Source organism: Venatorbacter sp. C2-1 (genome assembly GCF_022832715.1).
Classification (GTDB): domain Bacteria; phylum Pseudomonadota; class Gammaproteobacteria; order Pseudomonadales; family Oceanobacteraceae; genus Venatoribacter; species Venatoribacter alkanivorans.
Genome location: NZ_CP094879.1, coordinates 4,167,095 through 4,193,045 on the forward strand (window position 1 = coordinate 4,167,095; position 25,951 = coordinate 4,193,045).

Below are 25,951 nucleotides of genomic sequence, written 5' to 3' on the forward strand. Positions count from 1 at the left end.
TAACAGCCACCAGCGTTTTATTGTTTGCCGTGCGGCTTTTGTTTACTATGCGGCGCATTTACAGCGCACGCAGAAGGCTCATTCATGAATATTGCTGTCTACCCTGGCACGTTCGATCCGATCACCAACGGTCATACCGATCTGGTCGAACGGGCGGCGCGTATGTTTGACCACATCATTCTTGCGGTGGCCGACAATCCGAAGAAAAAGCCAATGCTGGATCTCGAAACCCGTGTCGATCTGGCACGCAGCGTACTCGGCCATCTGGCCAACGTTGAAGTGGTTGGTTTCAGCAACCTGCTGGCTGATTTCGTTAAAGAGAAAAACGCCAACATCATCCTGCGCGGTCTGCGTGCGGTGTCTGATTTTGAATACGAATTCCAGCTCGCCAATATGAACCGTGTACTGGCGCCGAACGTGGAAAGTCTGTTCCTGACTCCGGCTGAGCACTTCTCTTACATTTCATCTACGCTGGTCAGAGAAATCGCCTCACTGGGCGGAGATGTCAGCAATTTTGTAAATCCTCAGGTAGCCAAAGCCCTGAAGAAATGTGTGAATTAACCCGCCCCTGACGGAGGTAAGTCATGGCCCTGATTATCACTGACGAATGCATCAACTGTGATGTATGCGAACCGGAATGTCCGAACGAAGCTATTTCTGCCGGCGAAGAAATTTACGAGATTGACCCGTCCAAGTGCACCGAATGTGTGGGCCACTACGACGAGCCACAGTGCCAGTTAGTTTGTCCGGTGGATTGTATTCCACAGGATGAAAACCGTATGGAAACCCAGGAAGAACTGGAAGCCAAATACGAAAAACTGACCGGCAAAAAAATCGCCTGATCAGCGCGGAAGCAGACGCGGAGCCTGCACCACGACGGTTGCACCGCTGACTGACCTCCCACACACTAAGGCCTCCCACAAGGAGGCCTTTTTTATGCGCCCGATGTTACATACTGCGTCGCGTCCGCTGACCCTGATTCCACTGCTGTTTGCCCTGTTACTCAGCGCCTGCAGTACACCACAGAACACTGCCGGAGCCGAACGCGGCAGCGCGCCCACCAGCGCAGCCAGCAGCCACAACAGCGCTCCCGGCCAGGCCGCTATTGCCAGTGCACACCCGCTGGCAACCGCCGCCGGTATGGCGGTACTGGAACAGGGTGGCAACGCCTTTGATGCCGCCATTGCCGTGGCCGCCAGTCTGGGCGTGGTTGAGCCTTACAGTGCCGGTATCGGTGGCGGCGGCTTCTGGCTGCTGTACGACGCCAAAACAGCACAGTACCGCTTTATCGACGCCCGGGAGACCGCCCCGGCTGCCGCCCATCGCGACTACTATCTGAACGCCGACGGCAGCGTAAACCGCGACAAAGCGGTCAACGGTGCAACCGCTGCAGCCATTCCCGGCCAGGCCGCCGCCTTTGCCTATATCAGCGAACGCTATGGCGAGCTGTCGTTAAAGAAAACGCTGCGTGCAGCCATTCAACAGGCCCGCGACGGCTTCGCGGTGGACGAGCACTACCGCATGCTGATGGGCTACCGTCTGCAGGCGGTACGCCGCTATGAAGAAAGTGCACGCCTGTTTCTCGATGACAACGACATTCCGGCTGCGGGCTTTGAACTGCAGCAACCCGAACTGGCACAGACACTGGAAGCGCTGGCCAATAATGGCTTCGATGGTTTTTATAAAGGCCCGGTTGCGCAGCGTCTGCTTTCAGCGGTGAACAGCAACGGCGGCGAGTGGACAGCCGCAGACCTGGCCAATTACCGCGTGGTCGAACGCGAGCCGGTACACGTGCGTTACGGTGCACTGGAAGTTATCAGCGCACCACCTCCATCCTCCGGCGGTATCGCCATTGTGCAGATGCTGAATATGCTCAGTCATTTCAGCTGGCAGACCATGACGCCTGTGGATCAGACCCACCTGTTAACCGAAGTGATGCGCCGCGCCTACCGTGACCGCGCCGAGTTTCTCGGCGACCCGGATTTTGTCGATGTACCGGTATCCGGATTGTTATCCGAAGCACGGGCACAAGCCTGGGCCGAAAGTATCGATCCGGTACAGGCCACTCCGAGCCTTGATCTGGCCGGGCCAAAAAACCTTAACGAAGGCTTCCACACCACCCATCTGTCGGTGCTGGATAAAGACGGCAATATGGTCTCGGCCACGCTGAGTATTAACCTGCCCTTCGGCTCGGCCTTTACCGCCGCCGGAACAGGAATTCTGCTGAATAACGAAATGGACGACTTCTCTGCCAAGCCAAGCGCACCCAACGCCTATGGCCTGACCGGTAACGAAGCCAACGCCATCGCCGCGGGTAAGCGGCCACTGTCGAGCATGACACCGACCATCATCAACAGCCCGCAGCAAACCGCGATTATCGGCACCCCCGGCGGCAGCCGTATTATCAGCATGGTGCTGCTGGGCACGCTGGAACATCTGCAGGGCAAAGCGGTAAGTGACTGGGTCAGCCGCCCGCGTTTTCATCATCAGTATCTGCCGGATGTACTGCAACACGAACCCGGCGCTTTCAGCGCGCAGCAGGAGGTTGCCCTGACCCGTATGGGACACCGCCTGCAGACCGCAGGACGCCAGTACGGCAATATGCAGGCGATCCTATGGGATAAGCGCAAACAGCAGGTGACGGCGGCCTCCGACCCGCGTGGCATCGGCAGCGCTGTCGTGAATCCGGAACATAAGCCATGAAGAAGGTTGCTCAAGCACAATGATCGCGTTCACCCTGAAGAAAATCGTCGGCATGCTGCTGATGCCCATTCCGCTGACGCTGATCGCACTGCTGGCCGGACTGTTACTGCTTAAGCACCGTCCGGCGCTGGGCAAAGGGCTGATCAGTGTCGCCGCGTTGTGGCTTGCCCTGACCAGCTGGCATCCGTTTGCAGATCGCTGGCTGGCACCTTTTGAAGATGACTTCCCTGCCTTCGATCTCAGACAACCGGTCAGCATTGTAGTCGTACTGGGCGGATGTCACGCCAGTGATGACAGCATGCCGCCAGCCGCGCAGTTGTGTTCCAGCTCACTGTTCCGCCTGAGCGAAGGGTTGCGCATTCTGGCTGCAAATCCGCAGGCGCAGCTGTTTGTCTCCGGTTATGCCGGCAACGACAGCCGCCCCCATGCTGAGGTTATGCGTGACATCGCACTGAGCATGGGGATCGCTGCGGAGCGCATCCGCACATTCCCGCAAGCCAGAGATACCGAAGAAGAAGCACAGCTGATGACGCCCTTCCTGACCGGGCAGAGCTTTGCTCTGGTCAGCGAAGCCTCGCACCTGCCGCGGGCGCTGGTGTTTTTTCAGCGTCAGGGACTGCAGCCAATACCTGCGCCAGCGGTACGTCTGAGTACCGAGAACAGCGACTGGCGGATTGAAGCGCGGGCAGCACTGAAAAGCGAACGTGCCATGTACGAAGGCATTGGCCAGCTCTGGCAGTGGCTGAAAAGTATCTGAGCCGCACAAAAAGCAGAAACAAAAACGCCGGGCAGTGCCCGGCGTTTTTTATCACAACCTGATGATCAGAACAGGTAGCTGACGTTCAGATCCAGCGTATCGATACCGGCGTCATAGCCGTCGTCTTTGTTTTCCATCGAGTAGCTGGTGTAATCCAGACCTACACGCAGCTTGTCACCCAAGCCTGTATCCAGACCTACACCCCAGAGGAAATCGTTACCGGAGGTGTCGCCCTTCGAGCCAGTGTTCAGCTTGCGCTCGGCCGACCAGTGATGGGCACCCAATTTGAACATCAGATCCACATTGCCGAAGACTTCACGGCCAAAGCGGCTGACGATCTGATAAGAGGTTGCCGAATCTTTGAATGTACCGGTCGAAGCTTTGATCTCTGTTTCCGCCAGACGCTTAGCCCCCAGCATCACATCAAAACGGCTCTTATCGGTCAGCTCAAAATGAGTACCCAGATACAAGCCATAAGTGGCACCGTTACCGGTTTCTCCATCGGTATCCAGCTGCGCAGCACCACCGCTGAGCATAACGAAGTGACGGATACGTTTGCCGTCACCTTCGTTCAGGGAGCCTACTTCGTTTTCAACCTTGCCACAGCCCAGACAACGCACGAAAGCCGCCTGTAAAGGCGTTACTACCAGAGTTTCCGCCGCCTGATCAGCATTGCCGCCGAGCAGGGTAAACGGCAGTGTGGCGCCGTAAATCAATGCACCGGCCTGAGATAATACGAAATACAACGGACGCGCCAACACCGCATCGGCCACCATGGCACCAGCGCTTGGGGTTTCTTCAATCCGTTCAGCGCTGGCAAGAGAACTCATGCCAAGCAATGCGGTGGCCACAGCAATATTTACCGAAGTCCGTAAGGTCGCCATCAGTTGCATTGTTCTTCCTCTTTTGATGCAGATGCGAATAGGCCTGACTATATCAGCACCTGCGCGCCTCGTCACGGCTGGCGGTATGGGCTTTGCAGCAGGTTAACGCTGGCAGACCGGGCAATAAACCGTCGCCCGCTGCCCCTGACGGATTTCTTTCAGCACACTGCTGCACACCTTGCATTGTTCACCCCCACGGCCGTAAACAAAAAGCTGCTGGGCAAAATAACCCGGCTTACCATCGCCACCAACGAAATCACGCAGAGTCGTGCCGCCCTGTTCAATCGCCCGCGCCAGCACCTGTTTAATTTCGCTGACCAGGCACTCATAGCGCGCCAGGCTGATTTTCCCGGCTGCCGTCGCCGGACGAATACCGGCCAGAAACAGGCTCTCGTTGGCGTAAATATTACCGACGCCGACCACGACCTTACCGTCCATCACAAAGGTTTTGATCGCCTGACTTTTGCCACGGGAACGGCGGAACAGGTACTCCGCAGTAAAGTCGCCCGACAAAGGTTCCGGCCCAAGGTGGGTTAAATGATCACTGTCGGTTCCGGGCTCAATCCACAGCAAGGCGCCAAAACGGCGCGGATCGTGGTAACGCAGCACCTTGCCGTTACCCAGCTGCCAGTCGATATGATCGTGTTTACCAGCCGGCGCAGAGGGCTCGACCAGACGCAGCGAACCCGACATACCCAGATGCCAGATGGCGGTGCCGATATCGGTCTCCACCAGAATGTACTTCGCCCGGCGACTCAGACCACGCACGGTCTGGCCTTCCAGCAGTTTTAATTCATCCACCACCGGCCAGCGCAGCTGTGGCTGGCGCACCACCACACGCTCAATACGCTGATTCAGCAGCCAGGGTTCAATACCGCGCTTGGTGGTTTCGACTTCAGGTAGTTCAGGCATAAGGATGTCAGACGTCTGAGTAAAAACGCGATTATGCCAGAAGAGAGAAAGATGAGGCGAAGCAAGCACAGTCCCCAGGATGGCGGCCATAAAAAAACCCGGCACAGGCCGGGTTCTTTTCAAGCGAAAGAAGCTTACTTAATTTTGGCTTCTTTATACATCACGTGCTGACGGATCACAGGATCAAATTTTTTGATCTCCATTTTCTCAGGCATGGTGCGCTTGTTTTTGTCAGTGGTGTAGAAGTGACCGGTACCGGCACTAGACACTAAACGGATCTTATCGCGTGGCATAACAGGTCTCCTTAGACTTTTTCGCCGCGTGCACGCAGTTCTGCCAGAACAGCATCGATACCTTTCTTATCGATGATGCGCATACCTTTGGTAGAAATACGCAGACGCACAAAACGGTTTTCGCTTTCTACCCAGAAACGGTGCTGTTGCAGGTTAGGCAGAAAACGGCGCTTGGTTTTAATGTTTGAGTGGGAAACGTTATTCCCGGTTACAGGACCTTTACCTGTAACTTGGCAAACCTTAGACATTGATCTCGCCCCGATTTTTAACTGTATCGAACAAATTGGAAATTCGTTACCAACCGTGGGCGTTCGTCATCAAAATCTTGATTCGCGACGGCCCTGGCTGAAAAGAGTTGCGCTTTATACCAAAACGCCCCGGCCGTCGCAAGCGAAAGCTTATTTTTTATACGAATGGCAGGCGCGCCCGCGAATTATATCCAGCCGCGTTCGGCAAAGGATACACAGTGCCCGTCACCCACCACCAGATGATCCAGCACGCGGATATCCACCAGCCCCAGTGCCTGCTGTAAGCGGTCGGTCAGTGCCCGGTCGGCGTGACTGGGTTCGGCCACACCGGACGGATGATTGTGCGCCAGTATCACGGCGGCGGCGCCATGACTCAGCGCCAGCTTAACGACTTCACGCGGATACACCGCCGCGCCGTCGATGGTGCCGCGGAACAGCTCGTGGTATTTCAGTACCCGGTGCTGATTATCCAGCAACAGACAGGCAAACACTTCATGATCACGGTCACGCAGCTGAGCCAGCAGATACTGCCGGGTCAGATCAGGACTGGTTAAGGCATCACCACGGGCCAGTTGCTCCGCCAGGTGTCGCCGCGCCATTTCCAGCACCGCCTGCAACTGGGCATATTTGGCACTGCCAAGGCCCAGCGGTTTACAGAATGCGGTTAAATCGGCGGTCAGCAGGGCGCGCAGACTGCCGAATTCCTGCAGCAGCTCACGCGCCAGATCGACGGCACTTTTGCCTTTTACTCCGGTACGCAGAAAAATGGCCAACAGTTCGGCATCCGACAAACTGCCGGCGCCCTGAGCCAACAGTTTTTCCCTTGGCCGCTCAGCGCTGGGCCAGTCACATATTGCCATCCCTACCTCCCTGCAGGTCTGTGATTTACTGAGTCATAAGTCTGACAACCGCACTCCGCTGCGTTGCAGACTTGTCATACGCTTCCTTATATACTCAGGCTCATTCTAGTCAGCGTGAAACCAGCCATGCAACAACTCTGTAATAAGCGTATTTTGCTCGGAATCACCGGTGGGATTGCCGCCTATAAAGCCGCCGAACTGGTGCGGATTCTGAAGAAAGCCGGAGCCGAAGTGCGGGTTGTTATGACCGCCGGCGCCATGGAATTCATCACCCCCCTGACCCTGCAGGCCTTATCCGGTAACCCGGTACATCACGCTCTGCTCGACCCGGAAGCCGAAGCCGGCATGGGCCATATCGAGCTGGCCAAGTGGGCAGACCTGCTGCTGGTAGCCCCGGCATCGGCCAACTTTATTGCCCGCCTGACCCAGGGTTCCGGCGATGACCTGCTGACCACCATCTGCCTGGCAACCGAGGCACCAATAGCTCTGGCTCCGGCGATGAATCAGGCGATGTGGCGCGAACCTATTACTCAGGCCAATATCGCCCGCCTGACCGACCTTAAAGGCAGCAAACTGCATATGTTTGGCCCCGCCGAAGGCGTGCAGGCCTGTGGAGATGTCGGCCCCGGCCGCATGCTGGAGCCGGAGCAGATTGCCGCCCATGCCGCAGATCTGTTTGAAACCGGTCTGCTGGCCGGGCTGGAAGTCGTTATCACTGCCGGTCCAACCCGCGAAGCCATCGACCCGGTGCGCTATATCTCCAATCACAGTTCCGGCAAGATGGGTTACGCCATTGCCGCTGCCGCCCGTGATGCCGGCGCCAGAGTAACGCTGATCAGCGGCCCGGTGGTGATTCCGGCACCGGAACGCGTCAACTGCGTACGTACCGAAAGCGCCCGCGATATGCTGGATGCTTCACTGGCCATGCTTGGTCGCTGCAATATTTTTATCGCCGCGGCCGCCGTCGCCGACTACCGGCCGATGACCGCCGCTCACCAGAAGATCAAAAAATCAGCTGACAGCATGGAACTGACGCTGGTGAAAAACCCCGACGTGGTCGCCACCGTGGCCGCCCACGAACTGCGCCCCTTTACCGTGGGCTTTGCGGCAGAAACCCAGGATGTGGATGTCTACGCCCGCGATAAGCTGGTGCGTAAGAATCTCGACATGATTGTCGCCAATGACGTTTCCCCGAGCGAAATCGGCTTTAACAGCGACCAGAATGCCGTCACTGTTTTCTGGGCAGAAAACCAGCAGAGCTTTGCCCAGATGAGCAAGCAGGCGCTGGCGCGCGAACTGGTCGAGCTGATTGCACACCGCTATCAGCAGACCCAGACACAAAAAATCTCTTAATGCGGACAGAATGACAATGCAAAAGTTACAGGTAAAAGTACTGGATGAACGTCTGGGCAACAGCATCCCACTGCCGGAATACGCTACCACCGGCTCCGCCGGACTGGATCTGCGCGCCTGTCTGGATGCGCCCCTGACCCTGCATCCGGGTGAAACTCAGCTTATCCGTACCGGTCTGGCAATCTATATTGAAGATCCGGGTCTGGCTGCCATGATTCTGCCGCGCTCTGGCCTCGGCCATAAACACGGCATCGTACTTGGCAATCTGGTTGGTCTAATCGACTCTGATTATCAGGGCGAGCTGATGGTCAGCTGCTGGAACCGTGGCAAAGACAGCTTCACCATCGATGTCGGCGAACGTCTGGCGCAGCTGGTGCTGGTGCCTGTTGTACAGGCAGAATTCGAGATTGTGGAGCAGTTTGAAACCACCGAGCGTGGCGCCGGCGGTTTTGGCCACTCCGGGCGCAGCTGAAGCGCCGCACAATCTGCTTGCCTCATACAACAATAAATCAGGGGTAGTGCACAGCCCCGGCCGAAAGGAAGCAACATGAGAACAAAAGCCCGCACGCCCAAACGTACCATCGTCTTTTACAGCCGCCTCACCATCTGGCTGGCGCTGCTGTTTATTGCCGGCGGGCTTTCTTTTCAGAGTATTCAGGTCAACCTGTTTACCCAGTCCGATGTTGATCGTGCCTTTGCCGATGCGATGGCCGAGCAGATGGCACACTCGCTCAGTACCCGCCTGCAGGACACCCGCCGCCTGCAGACAGCTGCCAGTCGCCACCCGCTGACCGTACGCGCACTGGAAGAAAACGATCCGGCCTGGAAGGCAACCCTGCGCCAGTTTTTATCCGGCGTATCCTCATTGCAGCTGATCCGCCGGGAAGATGCGATGGGCCTGCAAAGCAGCCACGGTTATGCCGTACAGGAACTGGTCAGCCGTACTCTCAGTGGTGCCGATATGCGCCTTGAGGCCGTACAGCGCAATGGCAGCCTGCATTTCTACTGGGCTTCACCTATCCGCAATGAACAAAACCAGATCGCCGGCGTGTTACTGGCCGAATACGGCTCAGGCTGGCTGTCGCAGTTTCAGTCCGGCACCAGCCAGACCATGGGACAGATTGTGGTTAACCAGTTTGTCGATAATGACCGCAGCCGTGGTCTGGAAATTTTCCGTATCGGCCAGGAAGTCAAACGCGCCGGCACCATTGTCACCAAGCCAATTAATGATTACTGGTATCTGACCTACATTCCTTCTGACGAGCGCCCGCAACTTGAGCTGGTGCCACTGGCTACGCCCTGGCTCATCGTGCTGGCCGCGACCTTTGTCGGCCTGTTTGTGCTGGTCGGCATGCAGAAGCGCGACATTCTGCGCAACCAGCTGAAGCTGCTGACCTATGTGCGTAACCTCAGCCGCAAAGGCATTGATGAGCAGCCGGTATTTACCCTGGCGCTGTTCCACGAACTGGCGGTCAGTATGCAACATCTGATCAATACCGTACGCCCTGATGTCACCGACAATGGCAAAGCGAATGGCAACAGCCGCGAGCGTCAGGAAATCGCCCTGGAACAGCCAAAGAAAATCACCACCGTCAGCAACGCCAAACGCCAGACACTGCCGGAACTGATGGTCGAAGAAGTTGAACACGAGCACCCGATCGAAGTCGCGCAGGGTATTTTCCGCGCTTACGACATCCGCGGCATCGTCGGTCAGGATCTGACCGGAGATACCTGCTACTGGATCGGCCGCGCGCTGGGGGCTGAAGTACAGGAACGCGGCTTCAGCAAAATCAGCCTTGCCTGGGATGGCCGGGAATCCAGCCCGCAGCTGGCAGCACAACTGCAGCTCGGTCTGAATGACAGCGGCTGTCATGTGATCCGCCTTGGCGCACAGCCAACCGGCCTGCTCTATTTCGCCACCCATGAGCTGGATACGCCGTGCGGTGTAGTCGTGACCGGTAGCCATAATCCGTCGGAGTTTAACGGTCTGAAGATCGTTATCGACCAGCATACCCTGGCGCAGGATGAACTCATGGCGCTGTACCACCGCATCATGCGCCGCGACCTGCCACAAGGGTCGGGCCAGACCGAAGAGCGTGAGCTGGCAGACACCTATCTGCAGCGTATCGAGGGCGACGTGCAGCTCGCCCGCAGCATGAAGATTGTGATTGATGCCGGCAATGGTATCGCCGGCCCTCTGGCCGAAAAACTGATGGCCATGATCGGACTGGAAGCCGAATGCCTGTTCTGCGACGTCGACGGCCGCTTCCCAAATCATCACCCGGACCCAAGCCAGCCAAAAAATCTGCAGGCGTTACAGGATGCGGTTAAAGCTCATAACGCCGATCTGGGCCTGGCGTTTGACGGTGATGGCGACCGCGTGGCACTGGTTGATAATAACGGCAAGATTATCTGGCCGGACCGCCTGCTGATGTTGCTGGTTGACGATATTCTGCCGCGTAATCCCGGCCGCGATGTCATCTACGACGTGAAGTCTTCGCGCCATCTGGCTTCACTGATCAGCCGCCATGGTGGCCGCCCGACCATGTGGAAAACCGGCCACTCGCTGATGAAGCGCAAGATGCAGGAACTGAACGCCGTGGTCGGCGGTGAGTTCAGCGGCCACTTCTATATTCAGGACCGCTGGTACGGCTTTGACGATGGCCTCTATACCGCCGTCCGTTTGCTGGAGATTATCAGCCAGAGAAATCTGCCGGTGGATCAGCTGTTTGCCGCCCTGCCGGAAGATGTCAGTACGCCGGAGATCACCATCGACTGCGATGATGTGCGCAAATTCAGCCTGCTGCAGGAGCTCTCCGCCGACAGCGAACTGACTGCCGGCGCACGGGTATTCAGCACCGACGGTCTGCGCATCGAGTTTGCCGAGGGCTGGGGCCTGATCCGGCCGTCCAATACCACGCCCAAGCTGACCCTGCGCTTTGCCGGCAACAATGCCGAAGCCATTGCCCGGATTCAGCAACGAATGAAGCAGGCACTTACCCGCCACGCGCCGGAACTCAAGGTTCCGTTCTGAGAAAGACGTCAATTCCCGTTGGCAGGGGCGCGCCGTATAACGTTATAATGCGGCGCGGTACATCAGGCTGCTGAGCGATACCGCAGCCTGCCCGACCGTTTCTTATTTATCCGCTCATCAAGGAGCCAGACCATGCCATTGTCGCGTGACAGCGCCATGAATACCGCCAAAGTTCTCAGTGAAGCCTTGCCCTATCTGCAGCGTTTCGTCGGCAAAACCATCGTCGTTAAATACGGCGGCAACGCCATGATCGACGAAGACCTGAAGAACAGCTTTGCGCGCGATATGGTGATGCTGAAACTGATCGGTATTAACCCGATTGTGGTGCATGGCGGCGGCCCTCAGATCGGCGACCTGCTCAACAAACTGAATATCGAAAGTAAGTTTGTGAATGGTATGCGCGTCACCACCGGCGAAACCATGGACGTGGTGGAAATGGTGCTCGGCGGTCTGGTGAACAAAGACATCGTCAACCTGATCAACCAGAACGGCGGCAAGGCCATTGGCCTGACCGGTAAAGACGGCCAGCTGCTGCACGCGAAAAAGCTGCACGTTACCAAGAGCTCCCCAGAGCTGGAAAAACCTGAAATCATCGATATCGGCCATGTGGGCGAAGTATCGCGCATCAACACCCAGGTGCTGGATATGCTGACCAACAGTGACTTTATTCCGGTGATTGCGCCAATCGGTGTTGGCGAAGACGGTGCTTCTTACAACATCAACGCCGATCTGGTAGCCGGTAAAGTGGCAGAAGTATTACGCGCCGAAAAACTGATCCTGCTGACCAATATTGCCGGTCTGATGGATAAAGAAGGCAAGGTACTGACCGGCCTGTCCACCAAACAGGTGGATGATCTGATCGCCGACGGCACCATCTATGGCGGCATGCTGCCGAAGATTCAGTGCGCCCTGGATGCCGTACACGCAGGTGTAACCAGCGCCCATATCATCGACGGCCGGGTTGCTCACTCAACCTTACTCGAACTGTTCACCGACGAAGGTGTTGGTACCCTGATCACCAACCGCCGCAGCTGAGGAAGGTTACATGACTGAGACCGCCGACAAGCTGTCACGACGCGATCAGATTCTGCAGGCGCTGGCGCATATGCTGGAAACCAATCCCGGCGCCCGCATCACCACCGCCAGCCTGGCAAAAGCCGTGGGCGTTTCGGAAGCGGCGTTGTATCGCCACTTCCCGTCCAAGGCAAAGATGTTCGAAGGCCTGATCAGCTTTATCGAAGAAGCGGTGTTCTCCCGGGTCAGCCGTATCCTGCAGGATTTTGAGCAGGCCGATCAGCGCTGCGAACGGACCCTGACACTGGTACTGACCTTTGCCGAGAAGAATCCGGGCATGTGCCGCCTGTTATCCGGCGATGCACTGTCCGGTGAAACCGAACGCCTGCGCCAGCGCATTCAGCAGTTCTTTGAACGTATTGAAATGCAGTTCAAACAGATCCTGCGTGAAGCCGAAATGCGCGAAGGCAAAGTGCCTCTGCAGACCATCAGTGCGGCTGCCAATCTGCTCACCGCCGTACTGGAAGGCCGTATCCGCCAGTATGTACGCACCGAGTTTGACACCCGTCCGACCCAGTACTGGGACGAACAGTGGCAGCTGCTGCAACCACTGTTGCTGCGCGAAAAAAACCTTACCAGCCTGACGGTGTAAACCGCAGGCAAAAAAATCCCGGGACATGCCCGGGATTTTTTTAATCTTTTTTGCCTTCCAGCTCGCGGTCGACTTTATCCAGATCGACATCATCATCCAGCGTACCGGCCGGGTAAACCTGCAGAATGCGCACACGCTCGTATTGCTCAGCAAAATCGCGGGTACTCTCTTTCATTTCCTGCTGACGCGCCTTGATGTTACCTTCGCTGTCACGGATACCATTCTGCAACTGCACAATTTCAAGGCGCATATCGGCAGGAACCTCCTGACCACGGCGCTCAATATTGGCCGCCTGCGCCTGGGCTTTTTCCAGCTTCTGTTCCAGATCAACAATGCGCCGGCGTTGCAGTTGAATGTAGGAGTCGATTTCATCGGCTTTGCGCTGCCGCGCACGTTCCACATCCGAAGGCTTGGCATACAGACGCAGTAAGTCGAGATCCAGCTTGCGCTGGGCAGTAATAGCATCCTGACGGGCTTTTTTCGCAGCTTCTTCAGCGCGACGCTGCGCCAGCTCTTCAGCCGTCGGAGCCGGAGCAACGGTTTTCACCACCATGCCGCTGCTGTTCAGTACTTCGTAACCCAGATGACTGTACTCGGTGGGAATATGATCTTTAACCACCACACGGCCATCGACAGTGAAACGATACAGCTTGTTAGCAAAGCTTGAACCCGAGGCCAGTAAGCAAACAACGGCAAACAGCCCAACCAGTGGCTTCATTGTTACAACACTCCTTTTGGTGCGCTTTATACCCGCACTTTTTTACTCAACCCCGTAACGATCGCGGTAAGCACTGATAGCGGCGGCATACTGCGCCAGCTCTGGTTTTTCAGATACATAATCCAGCACCTGATTCAGGCCCACGATGCTGATCACTTTCATGCCGAAGTCACGCTCAACTTCCTGAATGGCTGACAGCTCACCCTGACCTTTTTCCTGGCGGTCCAGGGCAATCAGGGCAGCGGCCGGCGTTGCACCTTCTGCGGCGTTAATCATAGCCATGACTTCACGGATAGCCGTACCGGCGGTAATAACATCGTCTACGATAAGTACACGGCCGGTCAGCGGTGCGCCGACAAGGTTACCGCCTTCGCCGTGGGTTTTGGCTTCTTTACGGTTAAAAACGTAAGGCATGTCTTTGTTGTAGTGGTCAGCCAGCGCCACCGACAGAGTCGCGGCCAGTGGAATACCCTTATAAGCCGGGCCAAAGACCACATCGTAGTCAACACCGGACGCTTCCAGTGCCGCCGCATAAAAACGTCCAAGCTTGGCCAGCGCGGCACCGCTGTTAAACAGGCCGGCATTAAAAAAATAAGGACTGACCCGGCCGGATTTCAGGGTAAATTCGCCAAATTTGAGTACACCCTGAGCGATGGCGAATTCGATAAATTCTTTCTGATACGTCTGCATACGAAACCTGAGATTCAACCGCCAGCACAGGCCGGCAAAATAGTTCGGACGGAAGGGAGAAATACCGGCAATGCGTGACCAGAAGCACAACATTCTCGCCCATATTTACCCGCTTTCCAAAGGATGCGGTATGATACACGCTTCACCAGTTGGGAACCATGTATGAGGATTATCAGTTTACACGTCAACGGCCTGAAACAAGCGGTCGAAAAAGGGCTGTATACCTGGCTGCAAACCGCGCAGGCTGATGTGGTTGCCATTCAGGGGTTACTGGCCAAGGAATACCAGCTGCCTGATTCCGTCGTGTATCCCGATGGTTACAACGCCTATTTCTTCGATGCCGAAGCCGATAACTATTCCGGTGTGGCCATCCTTACCCGTGAAGTGCCGAAAGCCATTATGACCGGCCTGGCATTCCCGCAGTGCGATATGCAGGGGCGCTTTATTCAGGCGGATTTCGACCATGTCAGCGTTGGCTCCATCCTGTTCCCGACGGTTGATGAGCACAACACCCTGGAAGATAAACTGGCCTTCCAGAAATCCTTCCTGGAGCATCTGAATAAAACCCGGCGCAAACGCCGCGAGTTTATTTTCTGCGGCAACTTTGAAGCGGCGCATAAAACCGTTGATCTGGCCGACTGGCAGAGCAATCAGGACACACCGGGCTTCCTGCCGGAAGAACGCGCCTGGTTCGATCAGATGTTTGGCCCGGCCGGCTACGTTGATGCCTTCCGCGAAGCCAATTTCGGCGAGAACCAGTTTACCTGGTGGCCGGACGCAGAAAGCGCGCGCCGCAATCAGCACGGCTGGCGCAAGGATTATCAGATCTGTACACCGGGCATCCGTCAGTTTGTGGTGGAAGCCAAGCTCGATACCAACCTGCGTTTTGGTGATCACGCCGCGGTCATGGTGGAATACGAGTTCGACGAAGACTGACAACCCGCACCACTGACAGACAATAAAAAAGGCGCCACCGGCGCCTTTTTTATTGCTGCAGACTGATCACTGCAACGATCAGCCAGCCAGCGCTTCCTTCTGTTTCGCGCTCAGTTCGCCGATGGCTTTCTGTGCCAGTGCCAGCATGGCGTTCAGCTCATCCGGTGTGAAGGCTTCACCTTCGGCGGTACCCTGAATCTCTACGAAACCACCGTTCTCGGTCATGATCACGTTCAGATCGGTTTCCGCCGTGGAGTCTTCGGCGTAATCCAGATCCAGCACCGCTTCACCGTTGTAGATGCCCACAGAGACGGCCGCAATCATCTGCTTCAGCGGCTCACCTTTTACTTTGCCTTTGGCTTTCAGCCAGTTAATGGCATCGACCAGCGCTACACAGGCACCGGTAATCGAGGCGGTACGGGTGCCGCCGTCGGCCTGAATCACATCACAGTCGATGGTGATGGTGTTTTCGCCCAGCGCCGTCAGATCAATAGCGGCGCGCAGGCTGCGGCCGATCAGGCGGGAAATTTCCACGGTACGGCCCTGTTGTTTGCCTTTGGCCGCTTCACGGATCATGCGCGAGCCGGTCGAACGCGGCAGCATGCCGTATTCCGCCGTCACCCAGCCCTGACCTTTGCCACGCAGAAACGGCGGCACGCTGGTTTCAACCGACGCGGTACAAATCACTTTGGTGTCACCGAATTCCACCAGTACAGAACCTTCGGCATGTTTGGTGAAATTGCGGGTAATGCGCACATCACGCAGCTGATCGGTTGTACGGCCACTGGGTCTCATAAGCGGAATCCTTGAATCTGATATTGAGTAAAGGCCGGCATTATAGCGGCAAAAAGCCCCAGCCCTTACAATGCAGGGGAATTTATTAACGCGAGAGACTTATGGTTTTCAGTATGACGGCCTTTGCCCGTGCCGGCAGCGAATGCCCGCAGGGACGTTTTACCTGGGAAATCCGCTCGGTGAACAGCCGCTACCTGGAACTGCACTTCCGCCTGCCGGATGCTTTCCGCGATCTGGAACCGGCCCTGCGCGAGCGCCTGAAAAAATCCCTCAGCCGCGGCAAAGTCGAATGCGCACTGCGCTTTCAGCCGTTACAGGGCGAAAACAAACTCAGCGTTAACCACGAACTGGTACACGAGCTGAACCGTGCCGCCGATGAAGTACATGCCATCATCGGCCCCGGCAACGCCATGAATGTGCTCGAAGTGCTGGCCTGGCCCGGCGTAATCAGCAGTGCGGAAACCGACGGCAAAGCACTGCAACAGGCGGCACTGCAGGCGTTCGACGATTGCCTGCGCAGCAGTTGCGATGCCCGGGCACGGGAAGGCGAAGAACTGGCCGCACTGATCCGCCAGCGACTGGAAAAAATGCAGCAGATTGTTGCCAGCGTTGCTGCCGCTATGCCCCAGGCACTGGCCGCCCAGCGTCAGCAGCTGGAAGATAAAATCGCCGAGCTGAATATCACCCTCGACAGCAGCCGGCTGGAAACCGAAATGGTGTTACTGGCACAGAAAGCCGATGTCGCCGAAGAACTCGACCGCCTGAACACCCATATTCAGGAAGTCGGCCGTATTCTCAGCCAGGACGAACCCATCGGCCGCCGCCTCGATTTTATGATGCAGGAGCTGAATCGCGAGGCGAATACGCTATCCTCTAAATCACTGACTACCAGCATTACCCAGGCCGCCGTCGACCTGAAAGTGCTGATCGAACAAATGCGTGAGCAGGTACAGAACATTGAATAACCCAACCCCAACGTCCGGCCAGAACAGCGAGCTTCCTATGATTGGTACCCTGTTTATTTTCTCCGCTCCGTCCGGTGCCGGTAAAACCAGCCTGGTGAAAGCCCTGCTGCAATCCACCGGTTATATCGGTGTGTCCGTATCCCACACCACCCGCGCCCCGCGTCCGGGCGAGGTGGACGGCAAAGATTATCACTTCGTATCCGTGGCCGAGTTTCAGGACATGGTCAGCCGCAGCGCGTTTCTTGAGCACGCTCAGGTATTCGATAACTTCTACGGCACCTCGCAGGAATGGGTCGAATCCGAGCTTTCCGCCGGTCGTGATGTGATTCTGGAAATCGACTGGCAGGGCGCGCAACAGGTCCGTCACCTGATGCCGGATGCCGTCAGCGTATTTATTGCACCGCCGTCTATTGCGGCGTTGCGTGAACGCCTGCAGAAGCGCGGCCAGGACAGCGAAGACATTATCGAACGCCGCATGCGCGATGCGCGTAACGAGATGAGCCACTACGGTGAGTACAACTATCTGATTATTAACGATAATTTTGAAAACACTGTCGAAGAACTGCGCGCTATCGTGATTGCCCGCCGCCATCGTCTGAGCGCCCAGCAGGTGCGCCACGAAGATGTGCTGCAGGAATTACTGAACGGCTGATCACGTCCGGAATCCGCTGGCCTCTTCCCTTGCCGGCGGATTCCGCTACAATACCCGGTTCCACCGAATTCATCTGATTCCACAGGATATCCCATGGCACGCGTTACCGTAGAAGATTGCTTAACCAACGTTGATAACCGCTTTGAACTGGTCATGCTGGCCACCAAACGTGCCCGCCAGATCGCGGTACAGGGTGCCGAGCCACTGGTTGCGGAAGAAAACGACAAGCCAACCGTACTGGCTCTGCGTGAAATCGCTGAAAACCTGGTAACGCCAACCACCATGGCCGCCCAGGAAGAAGCCGCACGAGCGGAACAGTACTAAGCAGACCCAGCCTGAGGTTCTGCTTAAGTGCCCACCATTGATGCCTTATCGGAGCGGCTTTCCCACTATCTGAGCAACCCTCAGATTCAGCAGGTCAGCCGCGCCTATTACTACGCCGAACAAGCCCACGATGGCCAGCGCCGTCGCAGCGGCGAGCCTTATATCATCCATCCGTTAGCGGTCGCCAACATCCTGGCCGACATGCATCTCGACCATCAAAGCCTGATGGCCGCCATGCTGCACGATGTGATTGAAGACACCGGCGTACCCAAAACCGCTCTGGCAAAACAGTTCGGCGATGTGGTCACCGATCTGGTTGATGGTGTGTCCAAGCTCACCAATATTCACTTCGAAAGCAAAGAACACCAGCAGGCCGAAAACTTCCAGAAGATGGCCATGGCCATGGCCAAAGACATCCGCGTCATTCTGGTAAAACTCGCCGACCGCCTGCACAACCTGCGCACTCTGGGCTCACTGAAACCCGAAAAGCGCCGCCGCATCGCCAAAGAAACCCTCGATATCTACGCCCCCATCGCCAACCGCCTGGGTCTGAACAGTATCCGCGTGGAGATGGAAGAGCTGTGTTTCGAAGCCATGTATCCGATGCGTTCGGAGATGATCCGCAAAGCGGTAAAGGCAGCGCGCGGCCACCGTTCTGAGATTGTGAATAACATCGCCACCGCCGTGCGCAACCGCCTCACCGAGGTGGGTATCAGCGCCCGGGTGGTTGGCCGTGAAAAGCATCTGTTCAGCATTTACAGCAAGATGCGCGATCAGCGTAAATCACTGACCGATATTATGGATGTCTACGGTTTCCGCATCATCGCCGACTCCGTCGATTCCTGTTACCGCATCCTCGGTGCCATGCACAGTCTGTATAAGCCGATTCCGGGGCGCTTCAAAGACTATATCGCCATTCCCAAAACCAACGGTTACCAGTCGCTGCACACCACGCTGATCGGTATCGGTGGTGTGCCGATTGAAATCCAGATCCGCACCGAAGAAATGGAAGCCATGGCCAACCATGGTATTGCCGCCCACTGGCTGTATAAGTCGGAAAGCGATCAGGCCAGCGGCACCCAGCGTGCACGGCAGTGGGTGCAGAACCTGCTCGAGCTGCAGAAAAACGCCGGCAGCCCGCTGGAGTTTGTTGAGCACGTTAAAGTCGATCTGTTCCCGGATGAGATTTACGTGTTCACGCCGAAGGGCAAAATTCTCGAATTACCATCCGGCTCCACGGCCATCGATTTTGCTTACGCGGTGCATACCGATGTGGGCAATCACTGCATCGCCTGCCGTATTAACCGCCAGCTGGCGCCACTGAGTGCACGTCTGCAGAACGGTCAGACCGTGCAGATTGTGACCGCACCGGGCGGCCAGCCGAATCCGGCCTGGCTCAACTTTGTGGTCACCGGCAAGGCGCGCTCCAATATCCGTAATTACCTCAAGAGCCAGCGCCGCTCCGAATCGGTGGCACTGGGTGAGCGTCTGCTGAATAAAGCGCTGAATGCGCTGGGCAAAACGCTGGAAGATATCGACCAGCAGCATATTGATCTGGTGTTGCGTGAAACCGGCCTCGATGAACTCGGCGACCTGCTCGAAGATATTGGTGCCGGTAACCGTATGGCGCCGCTGCTGGCGCGCCGCCTGCTGGTTGCTAATAAAGAATCCGACATCGATCTGGAATCGGTTGAACAATCACCGCTGGCGATTAAAGGCACCGAAGGTCTGGTGGTGAATTTTGCCAAATGCTGCAGCCCGATTCCCGGCGACCCGATTATTGGTTACGTCAGTTCCGGCCGTGGTCTGGTGATTCATACCGAAAGCTGTAAAAACGTCGAAGAATTCCGCGATAACCCGGAAAAATGCGTCATTCTCAGCTGGGACAAAGACATCGACAGCGAATTTACCGTCGACCTTAAAGTCTATCTGGAAAACCGCCGTGGCATCGTCGCCGAACTGGCCAGCGCCATTACCCAGGCGGAAGCCAATATCGAAAAAATCAGTGTGGAAGAACGCGATGCCCGCCTCAGCGTTACCCATCTGAGTCTCAGCGTGCATGGCCGTAAACATCTGGCCCGCGCGATCCGCCGCCTGCGCAATATCCGCGGCGTAAATAAAATTGTCCGCAGTAAAAATTAAGGATTGTTATGAGCCGCGAAATCATCGCTACAGAAAAAGCCCCGGCCGCTATAGGCACCTATTCCCAGGCTGTTAAAGTCGGAAAAACCGTTTACCTGTCCGGGCAGATTCCGCTGGTACCGGAAACCATGGAAATGGTTGAAGGCGATATCGAAGCACGCATTCATCAGGTATTTAAAAACCTGAGCGCAGTGTGTGAAGCGGCTGGCGGTTCTCTGCAGCAGATCGCCAAGCTGAATATTTTCCTGACCGATCTGGGCAACTTCGCCACCGTTAATAAAGTGATGGCGGAATACTTTGAGCAGCCATACCCGGCCCGCGCTGCGGTCGGTGTGGCACAGCTGCCACGCGATGCCGGTGTGGAAATGGACGGCGTACTGGAACTCGACTGAGTTTCTTTGCTGCATAAAAAAAGCGCTCACTGAGCGCTTTTTTTATGGCTGTTAACCGCAGGCTAGATCAGCCCCATCTCGGTCAGCAGCTGGTCATAGCCTTCACGATAATTGCTGAATTTAAAATCGTAACCCAGCTCACGCAGACGCTTATTAGAGCAGCGACGGTTAGCACGGCGTGAGGCTTCCGGCACATCGTGATCCGGTTCCACATCACCGATACGGTCTTTCATCCACTCAAGCACATCAAACAGCGTGGCTGGTTCATCGTCGGTGGCCAGATAAATATCATCCAGCGGTTTATCCGTAAGTGCCCGTTCAATCAGCAACTGCAATACACCCAGACAATCATCACGGTGAATACGGTTAGTCCACACCGGTGGTTCCGGATCACAGTGGCTGCCCTGCCGTGCCTGCTCAATCATGCGGGTGCGGCCAGGACCATAAATGCCGGTAAAACGCACAACGGTGCCAGGCAGTTTATCGTTCAGCAGCGCCTGTTCTGCGGCCAGCATTTCTTTACCGGCGAAGCTGGTCGGCGTGGTTTCGCTGGTCTCGTCGACCCATTCGGCGTTCATCTGGTGATAAACACTGGAACTGGAAACAAAGAACGCACGTTTCAGCTTCTGGCCTTTCAGCGCCCGCAGCACATTACGCAATCCTTTGTAGTAATAATCGTGGTAGCCCTCTTTCGAGAACACCGGAGAAGCCACGCTGTAAACCAGGATATCCAGATCCTCAGGTAACTCCTGCAGCGTTTCTGAGTCCGCCACATCGGCCTGAATCAGGCCAATACCGTCACCGATTGGTTTCTCGGAGCGGCGGACACCCCATACCTGATGCCCGTCAGCATGCAGCCGCTGAGCCAGATTACCGCCAATATCTCCTGCCCCCACAATCAGAATCCGAGCCATGTAATTCTCCTCTTGCGCTCAGTCTGGTGCAGCCCTCTGGGCCGCGCATTCATTGTTATTTTAGCCAAGTGACAGCATTCAGCCCCCACGGGCTTTATTCACCCGGATTTAATAGGTAAGCTAAATCAATTTTCCGGCACCCATACAAGGTAACAATTAAGGAACCCTTATGACGCTGACCGAACTCAAGTACATCGTGACTCTTGCCCAGGAACGTCATTTTGGCCGGGCGGCGGAAAAATGCTTTGTCAGCCAGCCGACGCTGAGCGTAGCGATAAAAAAACTGGAAAGCGAGTTAGACATTGCGATATTTGAACGCAGCAAAAGCTCGGTTACCGTTACGCCGCTCGGTGAGCGCATCGTTACCCAGGCGCAAAGGGTGCTGGAAGAAGCCCGCACCATCCGCGAACTGGCCAGTGCCGGCAAGGATCAGCTCAGCACACCGCTGAAGCTTGGCGCTATTTTCACCATCGGGCCTTACCTGTTTCCGCATCTGGTGCCGCAGATTCACCAGCAGGCGCCAACCATGCCACTGTATCTGGAAGAGAACTACACCGGCGTACTGCGCCGCCAGCTGCGCGACGGTGAACTGGATGCCATCATCGTCGCCCTGCCCTTTACCGAAGCCGATGTGCTGACCCGGCCACTGTACGACGAAAACTTCGTCGTGGTGCTGCCGAAAAACCACCCCTGGTGCAAACAGAAAAGCATTGAAGCCGAACAACTGGCCGATGAAGATCTGCTGATGCTGGGCGAAGGCCACTGCTTCCGTGATCAGGTATTCGAACACTGCCCGGCGCTGGCGCGTAAGCATCACACTCGCCTCGGCAGCGTGCTCGAAGGCAGCTCACTGGAAACCCTGAAGCATATGGTCGCCACCGGGCTCGGCATTACCGTGCTGCCGGAGTCGGCGGTCAGTAATCTCGACCAGAATCTGGTGACCACGCGTCCGTTCAAGGCTCCGGCACCTTTCCGTACCGTGGCGCTGGCCTGGCGTGCCAGCTTCCCGCGCGGTCAGGCTATCGATCTGTTGCTGAGCACCGCCCGTCAGTGCCGTCTGGAACCCTGAGGGCAGGTAACGCGTGGCAAAATTCAGCCAGATCACCGAGCTGAAAGGCGTCGGCCCGAAACTGGCCGAACAGCTGCATAAACTGCAGATCCGCAGTCTGGCGGATCTGTTTTTCCACCTGCCTTTCCGCTATGAAGACCGCAGCCAGATCACCCCGATCGGCGCCCTGCAACCGATGCGCCCGGCGGTGATTCAGGGCGAAGTGCGCGGCGCTACCGTGTTGTTTGGCAAACGCCGCAGCCTGCTGGTGAAGCTGCAGGACCACAGCGGTGTCATCAGCCTGCGCTTTTACCATTTCAGCGCCGCGCAGAAAAACCAGTTCAGCACCGGCACCACTATCCGCTGCTACGGCGAACCGCGCCGTGGCGCCAGCGGGCTGGAGCTGTATCACCCGGAATACACCCGGCTGGAAGAAGGCCTCGATTTACCGCTGGAACCGAGCCTGACGCCGGTTTACCCGGCCACCGACGGCATCAGCCAGCAGCGCCTGCGTTTACTACATGAGCAGGCGCTGGAGCTGCTGAAAGCCGATCAGGTCGATCTGACCGATCTGCTGCCCGCCACCTGGCTGCAGCAGTGGCGCCTGCCAACGCTGAAAGACGCCCTGCTGTTTTTGCATACGCCACCACGGGAAACCAATCTGGCATTGCTCGAAAGCGGCCAGCACCCGGCGCAGAAACGCCTGATTCTGGAAGAACTCCTCGCCCACCAGCTGTCTTTGCATAAATTACGGGCACAGGTTCAGGCCGACGAAGCTCCGGCCATCCACAGCGATAAAACCCTGCAGCGGGCGTTACTGCAGCAGCTGCCCTTTACCCCGACCGGCGCCCAGCAACGGGTGGTGAGCGAAATCGAACAGGATCTGACCCAGCCTTACCCTATGCTGCGTCTGGTGCAGGGCGATGTCGGCTCCGGCAAAACCCTGGTTGCCGCACTCGCAGCCTGCGATCTGCTGCAGGCCGGTTTTCAGGTGGCGCTGATGGCACCGACCGAAATTCTCGCCGAACAGCATCTCAACAACCTCTCCGGCTGGTTTGAACCTCTGGGCATCAAGCTTGGCTGGCTGGCCGGCAAGGTCAAAGGCAAGGCGCGCGAGCGCTCGCTGGCGGAGATTGCCAGCGGTGAAGCGCAACTGGTGGTCGGCACTCACGCGCTGTTTCAGGACGATGTGCATTTCGCCCGGCTGGGGCTGATTATCATCGACGAGCAGCACCGCTTTGGCGTGCATCAGCGCCTGTCGTTGCGGGAAAAAGGGGTGGCGCAGAAGTTATCGCCACACCAGCTGATCATGACCGCCACACCGATTCCGCGCACACTGGCGATGAGCGCTTACGCCGATCTGGACACCTCGGTGATCGACGAGTTGCCTCCCGGCCGCAGCCCGATTACCACCGTCGCTATCGGCGAGCAGCGCCGCCCGGAAGTGATTGAACGGGTCAATGGTGCCTGTGCGGAAGGTGCGCAGGCTTACTGGGTCTGCACCCTGATTGAAGAGAGCGAGGCATTGCAGTGTCAGGCGGCGGAGAACACCGCACAGGAACTGGCCGAAGCCTTACCGCATCTGCGTATCGGTCTGGTGCACGGGCGCATGAAAGCGGCCGAGAAAGCCGACATCATGGCGCGCTTTAAAGCCCATGAGCTGGATCTGCTGGTTGCCACCACGGTGATCGAGGTTGGCGTCGATGTGCCCAACGCCAGCCTGATGATTATCGAAAACCCCGAACGCCTGGGTCTGGCACAGCTGCACCAGTTGCGCGGCCGGGTCGGGCGGGGCAGTGCCAAGAGTCACTGTGTGCTGCTGTATAAAGCACCGCTGTCGTTTACCAGCAAACAGCGTCTGCAGGTGATGCGTGACAGCCAGGATGGTTTCTATATTGCCGAACAGGATCTGCAGATCCGCGGCCCCGGCGAGCTGCTGGGTACGCGCCAGACCGGCTTGCAGATGCTGCGCGTCGCCGATCTGCAGCGCGATGGCGATCTGCTGCCACAGGTACGCGATATGGCCCAGCAACTGTGGACGCTGCACCCGCACACGGTCGAACCCCTGATTCAGCGCTGGCTGGGCGACGCCGAACGTTTCGCCAACGTCTGATTTCTCGGCTTTTACCACTGGTCGGAATCATGACCTCAATCACGCTCTCTGCCGCAGCAGATGCAGAAGGCTGGTCTATAGTTATCTCCACCCCTAAACGATCAGCAAACGGATTTCACCATGGCCATCCCTGCCACCGTAATGAAAGTACTGGACGACTGGCACATTGATTACAGCCTGACCGACGACGAGGAGCTGTTCCACCTTATGCAAAGCAATCCACCGGCCTCCTACTCTGCCAAAGTTGCCAATGTCGTCTTCCTTAAGGACGACCTGGGCAAGGTGCAGGTTGTGATCCCCGGCAACCGCATGCTCGACCTGAATCAGCTGGCACATCAGCTCGGCCGGCAATTTACCGCGCTGTCCGCCACCGAGCTGGAACGCCTGAAAAAACAGCACGGTCTGGATGAGTTTCCGGCCCTGCCACAGGTCACCAAGCTGGAGAGTCTGGTCGATGATTCCCTGTTACTGCAGAACGAGCTGTTTATCGTCTCAGGAGCCGGGCACGAGTGGCTGAAGGTGCCGATGGAGCAATTCCGCAACCTCACCACCAGCTCGCGCATCGGCAGCTATACCGCACCGCTGATGACTGACATTCACTACAACGATCCGCAGCAGGATCTGGAAGATGTGCACGCCGCCATCCGCCAGTTCACTCCGCTGCGTATCAAACAGCGTCTGGCCGAAACCCTCGACCTGCCGCCGCTGCCGGAAACCGCACGGCGCATTATCGAACTGCGTGTCGACCCCAATGCCGATACCACTTCACTGGCGCAGGCAGTTGAGCTTGATCCGGGCATGTCGGCACAGGTGGTAAGCTGGGCCCGTTCGCCTTACTACGGCGTGCGCGGCGAGATCAAAACCGTGGAAGAAGCGGTGATCCGCGTGCTGGGCTTCGATCTGGTCATCAATCTGGCGCTGGGTCTGGCACTGGGCCGCACCCTGTCCGTCCCTAAAGAAGGCCCGCATGGCTATGCTCCTTTCTGGCAACAGGCGGTGGTAACTGCGGCACTGTGTGGCGAACTGGCCAAGCTGATGCCCGCCCGTCATCGTCCCAGCCAGGGGCTGGCGTACCTGTGCGGCCTGCTGCATAACTTTGGTTTCCTGATTCTGGGCCATGTATTTCCGCCACAGTTTTCGCTGGTTAACCGCCATATAGAAGCGAACCCGCATATCAACCGCTTCTACGTTGAGCGTCATTTGCTGGGCCTGACCCGGGAACAGATTTCCGCCTGTCTGCTGCAACAATGGCGTATGCCGGAAGAACTGGTGACGGCGATGCGTCAGCAGCACAACCCTTACTACGAAGGCGAGCATGCCGACTATGCCCGCCTGCTGTATGTCGCCACCCGCAGCCTACGCCGTCACGGTTTTGGTGACGGCCCGTTCGAGCAGCCGGAAGACTTTCTGCTGGATACGCTGTACCTGCGCGCAGACAGCGTGGATGAAGTAACGGTGAATCTGCTGGAACGTATGGACGATCTGAGCGAAATGGTGCAGATGCTGAATCACTGAGTGCCTGCCGCCGGGTATAAAAAAAAGCCGCAATTGC

The 25,951-nt window shown here is 56.9% G+C and carries 27 protein-coding genes; 18 read left to right on the plus strand and 9 right to left on the minus strand.

The genetic code is table 11. The features are described from left to right. Positions 1 to 84: 84 nt before the first annotated feature. The 4 genes from coaD (at position 85) to elyC (ending at position 3,460) form a co-directional block, all read left to right on the plus strand. Complete coding sequence (gene coaD / locus MT343_RS18765) at positions 85 to 561, plus strand: pantetheine-phosphate adenylyltransferase (protein ID WP_145467599.1); 477 nt, start codon at positions 85 to 87, stop codon at positions 559 to 561. 23 nt (positions 562 to 584) lie between these two features. Continuing rightward, positions 585 to 842: a YfhL family 4Fe-4S dicluster ferredoxin gene (locus MT343_RS18770; protein WP_145467597.1), complete on the plus strand. Its 258-nt coding sequence runs from the start codon at positions 585 to 587 to the stop codon at positions 840 to 842. 94 nt (positions 843 to 936) lie between these two features. Further along, the gene (gene ggt, locus MT343_RS18775; RefSeq protein WP_243989435.1) at positions 937 to 2,703 is read left to right on the plus strand and encodes a gamma-glutamyltransferase; all 1,767 of its coding nucleotides are present in this window, start codon (positions 937 to 939) and stop codon (positions 2,701 to 2,703) included. Positions 2,704 to 2,722: 19 nt separating this feature from the next. Next, entirely contained in the window at positions 2,723 to 3,460 is a 738-nt protein-coding gene (gene elyC, locus MT343_RS18780; protein ID WP_145467595.1) for an envelope biogenesis factor ElyC, read from the plus strand. A 65-nt stretch (positions 3,461 to 3,525) separates the two neighbouring features. Here the strand turns inward: elyC and MT343_RS18785 are convergent, their stop codons facing one another. From MT343_RS18785 to radC, 5 genes are all read right to left on the minus strand, one after another. Continuing rightward, positions 3,526 to 4,353, minus strand: a complete 828-nt coding sequence (locus MT343_RS18785; protein WP_145467593.1) for an outer membrane beta-barrel protein — start codon at positions 4,351 to 4,353, stop codon at positions 3,526 to 3,528. 93 nt (positions 4,354 to 4,446) lie between these two features. Beyond that, positions 4,447 to 5,256 (minus strand): bifunctional DNA-formamidopyrimidine glycosylase/DNA-(apurinic or apyrimidinic site) lyase, encoded by an 810-nt coding sequence (mutM, locus tag MT343_RS18790; RefSeq protein WP_145467591.1) that lies wholly within the window; start codon positions 5,254 to 5,256, stop codon positions 4,447 to 4,449. A gap of 134 nt (positions 5,257 to 5,390) precedes the next feature. Continuing rightward, entirely contained in the window at positions 5,391 to 5,549 is a 159-nt protein-coding gene (rpmG, locus tag MT343_RS18795; RefSeq protein WP_145467589.1) for a 50S ribosomal protein L33, read from the minus strand. 11 nt (positions 5,550 to 5,560) lie between these two features. Then, a complete protein-coding gene (gene rpmB / locus MT343_RS18800) occupies positions 5,561 to 5,797 on the minus strand; it encodes a 50S ribosomal protein L28 (protein WP_145467587.1) in 237 nt (78 codons plus the stop codon). A 185-nt stretch (positions 5,798 to 5,982) separates the two neighbouring features. After that, positions 5,983 to 6,657 (minus strand): RadC family protein, encoded by a 675-nt coding sequence (gene radC / locus MT343_RS18805; protein WP_145467584.1) that lies wholly within the window; start codon positions 6,655 to 6,657, stop codon positions 5,983 to 5,985. A 126-nt stretch (positions 6,658 to 6,783) separates the two neighbouring features. Here radC and coaBC point away from each other — a divergent pair, with 126 nt between their 5' ends. The 5 genes from coaBC (at position 6,784) to slmA (ending at position 12,710) form a co-directional block, all read left to right on the plus strand. Further along, on the plus strand, positions 6,784 to 8,010 hold the full coding sequence (gene coaBC, locus MT343_RS18810; RefSeq protein ID WP_145467582.1) for a bifunctional phosphopantothenoylcysteine decarboxylase/phosphopantothenate--cysteine ligase CoaBC: 1,227 nt from the start codon (positions 6,784 to 6,786) through the stop codon (positions 8,008 to 8,010). A 16-nt stretch (positions 8,011 to 8,026) separates the two neighbouring features. Further along, positions 8,027 to 8,482: a dUTP diphosphatase gene (gene dut, locus MT343_RS18815; RefSeq protein ID WP_222428499.1), complete on the plus strand. Its 456-nt coding sequence runs from the start codon at positions 8,027 to 8,029 to the stop codon at positions 8,480 to 8,482. A 75-nt stretch (positions 8,483 to 8,557) separates the two neighbouring features. Then, the gene (locus MT343_RS18820; RefSeq protein WP_145467578.1) at positions 8,558 to 11,044 is read left to right on the plus strand and encodes a phosphomannomutase/phosphoglucomutase; all 2,487 of its coding nucleotides are present in this window, start codon (positions 8,558 to 8,560) and stop codon (positions 11,042 to 11,044) included. 132 nt (positions 11,045 to 11,176) lie between these two features. After that, complete coding sequence (gene argB / locus MT343_RS18825) at positions 11,177 to 12,079, plus strand: acetylglutamate kinase (RefSeq protein ID WP_145467576.1); 903 nt, start codon at positions 11,177 to 11,179, stop codon at positions 12,077 to 12,079. Between the two features lie 10 nt (positions 12,080 to 12,089). Beyond that, on the plus strand, positions 12,090 to 12,710 hold the full coding sequence (gene slmA, locus MT343_RS18830) for a nucleoid occlusion factor SlmA (RefSeq protein WP_145467573.1): 621 nt from the start codon (positions 12,090 to 12,092) through the stop codon (positions 12,708 to 12,710). Between the two features lie 40 nt (positions 12,711 to 12,750). On the opposite strand, the gene MT343_RS18835 is transcribed toward slmA, so the two are convergent. Together MT343_RS18835 and pyrE are read right to left on the minus strand one after the other, a co-directional pair. Continuing rightward, positions 12,751 to 13,428 (minus strand): DUF4124 domain-containing protein, encoded by a 678-nt coding sequence (locus MT343_RS18835; RefSeq protein ID WP_145467572.1) that lies wholly within the window; start codon positions 13,426 to 13,428, stop codon positions 12,751 to 12,753. Positions 13,429 to 13,470: 42 nt separating this feature from the next. Beyond that, entirely contained in the window at positions 13,471 to 14,118 is a 648-nt protein-coding gene (gene pyrE, locus MT343_RS18840) for an orotate phosphoribosyltransferase (protein ID WP_145467570.1), read from the minus strand. A 162-nt stretch (positions 14,119 to 14,280) separates the two neighbouring features. Between pyrE and MT343_RS18845 the strand changes: the two genes are divergently transcribed. After that, complete coding sequence (locus MT343_RS18845; RefSeq protein ID WP_145467568.1) at positions 14,281 to 15,054, plus strand: exodeoxyribonuclease III; 774 nt, start codon at positions 14,281 to 14,283, stop codon at positions 15,052 to 15,054. 78 nt (positions 15,055 to 15,132) lie between these two features. Here MT343_RS18845 and rph read toward each other — a convergent pair whose 3' ends face one another. Continuing rightward, positions 15,133 to 15,849, minus strand: coding sequence for a ribonuclease PH (gene rph, locus MT343_RS18850; protein ID WP_145467566.1), 717 nt, complete (start codon positions 15,847 to 15,849; stop codon positions 15,133 to 15,135). A 101-nt stretch (positions 15,850 to 15,950) separates the two neighbouring features. Here rph and MT343_RS18855 point away from each other — a divergent pair, with 101 nt between their 5' ends. The 5 genes from MT343_RS18855 (at position 15,951) to MT343_RS18875 (ending at position 20,324) form a co-directional block, all read left to right on the plus strand. Further along, positions 15,951 to 16,814 carry a YicC/YloC family endoribonuclease gene (locus MT343_RS18855; protein WP_145467564.1) on the plus strand — a complete coding sequence of 288 codons (864 nt, stop codon included), beginning with the start codon at positions 15,951 to 15,953 and terminating at the stop codon, positions 16,812 to 16,814. Between the two features lie 37 nt (positions 16,815 to 16,851). Beyond that, the gene (gmk, locus tag MT343_RS18860; RefSeq protein WP_145468114.1) at positions 16,852 to 17,466 is read left to right on the plus strand and encodes a guanylate kinase; all 615 of its coding nucleotides are present in this window, start codon (positions 16,852 to 16,854) and stop codon (positions 17,464 to 17,466) included. Positions 17,467 to 17,559: 93 nt separating this feature from the next. Next, a complete protein-coding gene (rpoZ, locus tag MT343_RS18865) occupies positions 17,560 to 17,790 on the plus strand; it encodes a DNA-directed RNA polymerase subunit omega (RefSeq protein WP_145467562.1) in 231 nt (76 codons plus the stop codon). Positions 17,791 to 17,817: 27 nt separating this feature from the next. Continuing rightward, a complete protein-coding gene (spoT, locus tag MT343_RS18870; RefSeq protein WP_145467560.1) occupies positions 17,818 to 19,932 on the plus strand; it encodes a bifunctional GTP diphosphokinase/guanosine-3',5'-bis pyrophosphate 3'-pyrophosphohydrolase in 2,115 nt (704 codons plus the stop codon). An 8-nt stretch (positions 19,933 to 19,940) separates the two neighbouring features. Further along, the gene (locus MT343_RS18875; RefSeq protein ID WP_145467558.1) at positions 19,941 to 20,324 is read left to right on the plus strand and encodes a RidA family protein; all 384 of its coding nucleotides are present in this window, start codon (positions 19,941 to 19,943) and stop codon (positions 20,322 to 20,324) included. A gap of 62 nt (positions 20,325 to 20,386) precedes the next feature. Here MT343_RS18875 and MT343_RS18880 read toward each other — a convergent pair whose 3' ends face one another. Then, positions 20,387 to 21,238: an SDR family oxidoreductase gene (locus MT343_RS18880; RefSeq protein WP_145467555.1), complete on the minus strand. Its 852-nt coding sequence runs from the start codon at positions 21,236 to 21,238 to the stop codon at positions 20,387 to 20,389. A 169-nt stretch (positions 21,239 to 21,407) separates the two neighbouring features. On the opposite strand from MT343_RS18880, the gene MT343_RS18885 reads away from it, so the two are divergent. From MT343_RS18885 to MT343_RS18895, 3 genes are all read left to right on the plus strand, one after another. Further along, a complete protein-coding gene (locus MT343_RS18885; protein ID WP_145467553.1) occupies positions 21,408 to 22,307 on the plus strand; it encodes a hydrogen peroxide-inducible genes activator in 900 nt (299 codons plus the stop codon). 13 nt (positions 22,308 to 22,320) lie between these two features. Then, on the plus strand, positions 22,321 to 24,399 hold the full coding sequence (gene recG / locus MT343_RS18890) for an ATP-dependent DNA helicase RecG (protein WP_145467551.1): 2,079 nt from the start codon (positions 22,321 to 22,323) through the stop codon (positions 24,397 to 24,399). Between the two features lie 120 nt (positions 24,400 to 24,519). Further along, on the plus strand, positions 24,520 to 25,914 hold the full coding sequence (locus MT343_RS18895; protein WP_145467549.1) for an HDOD domain-containing protein: 1,395 nt from the start codon (positions 24,520 to 24,522) through the stop codon (positions 25,912 to 25,914). Positions 25,915 to 25,951: the final 37 nt, after the last annotated feature.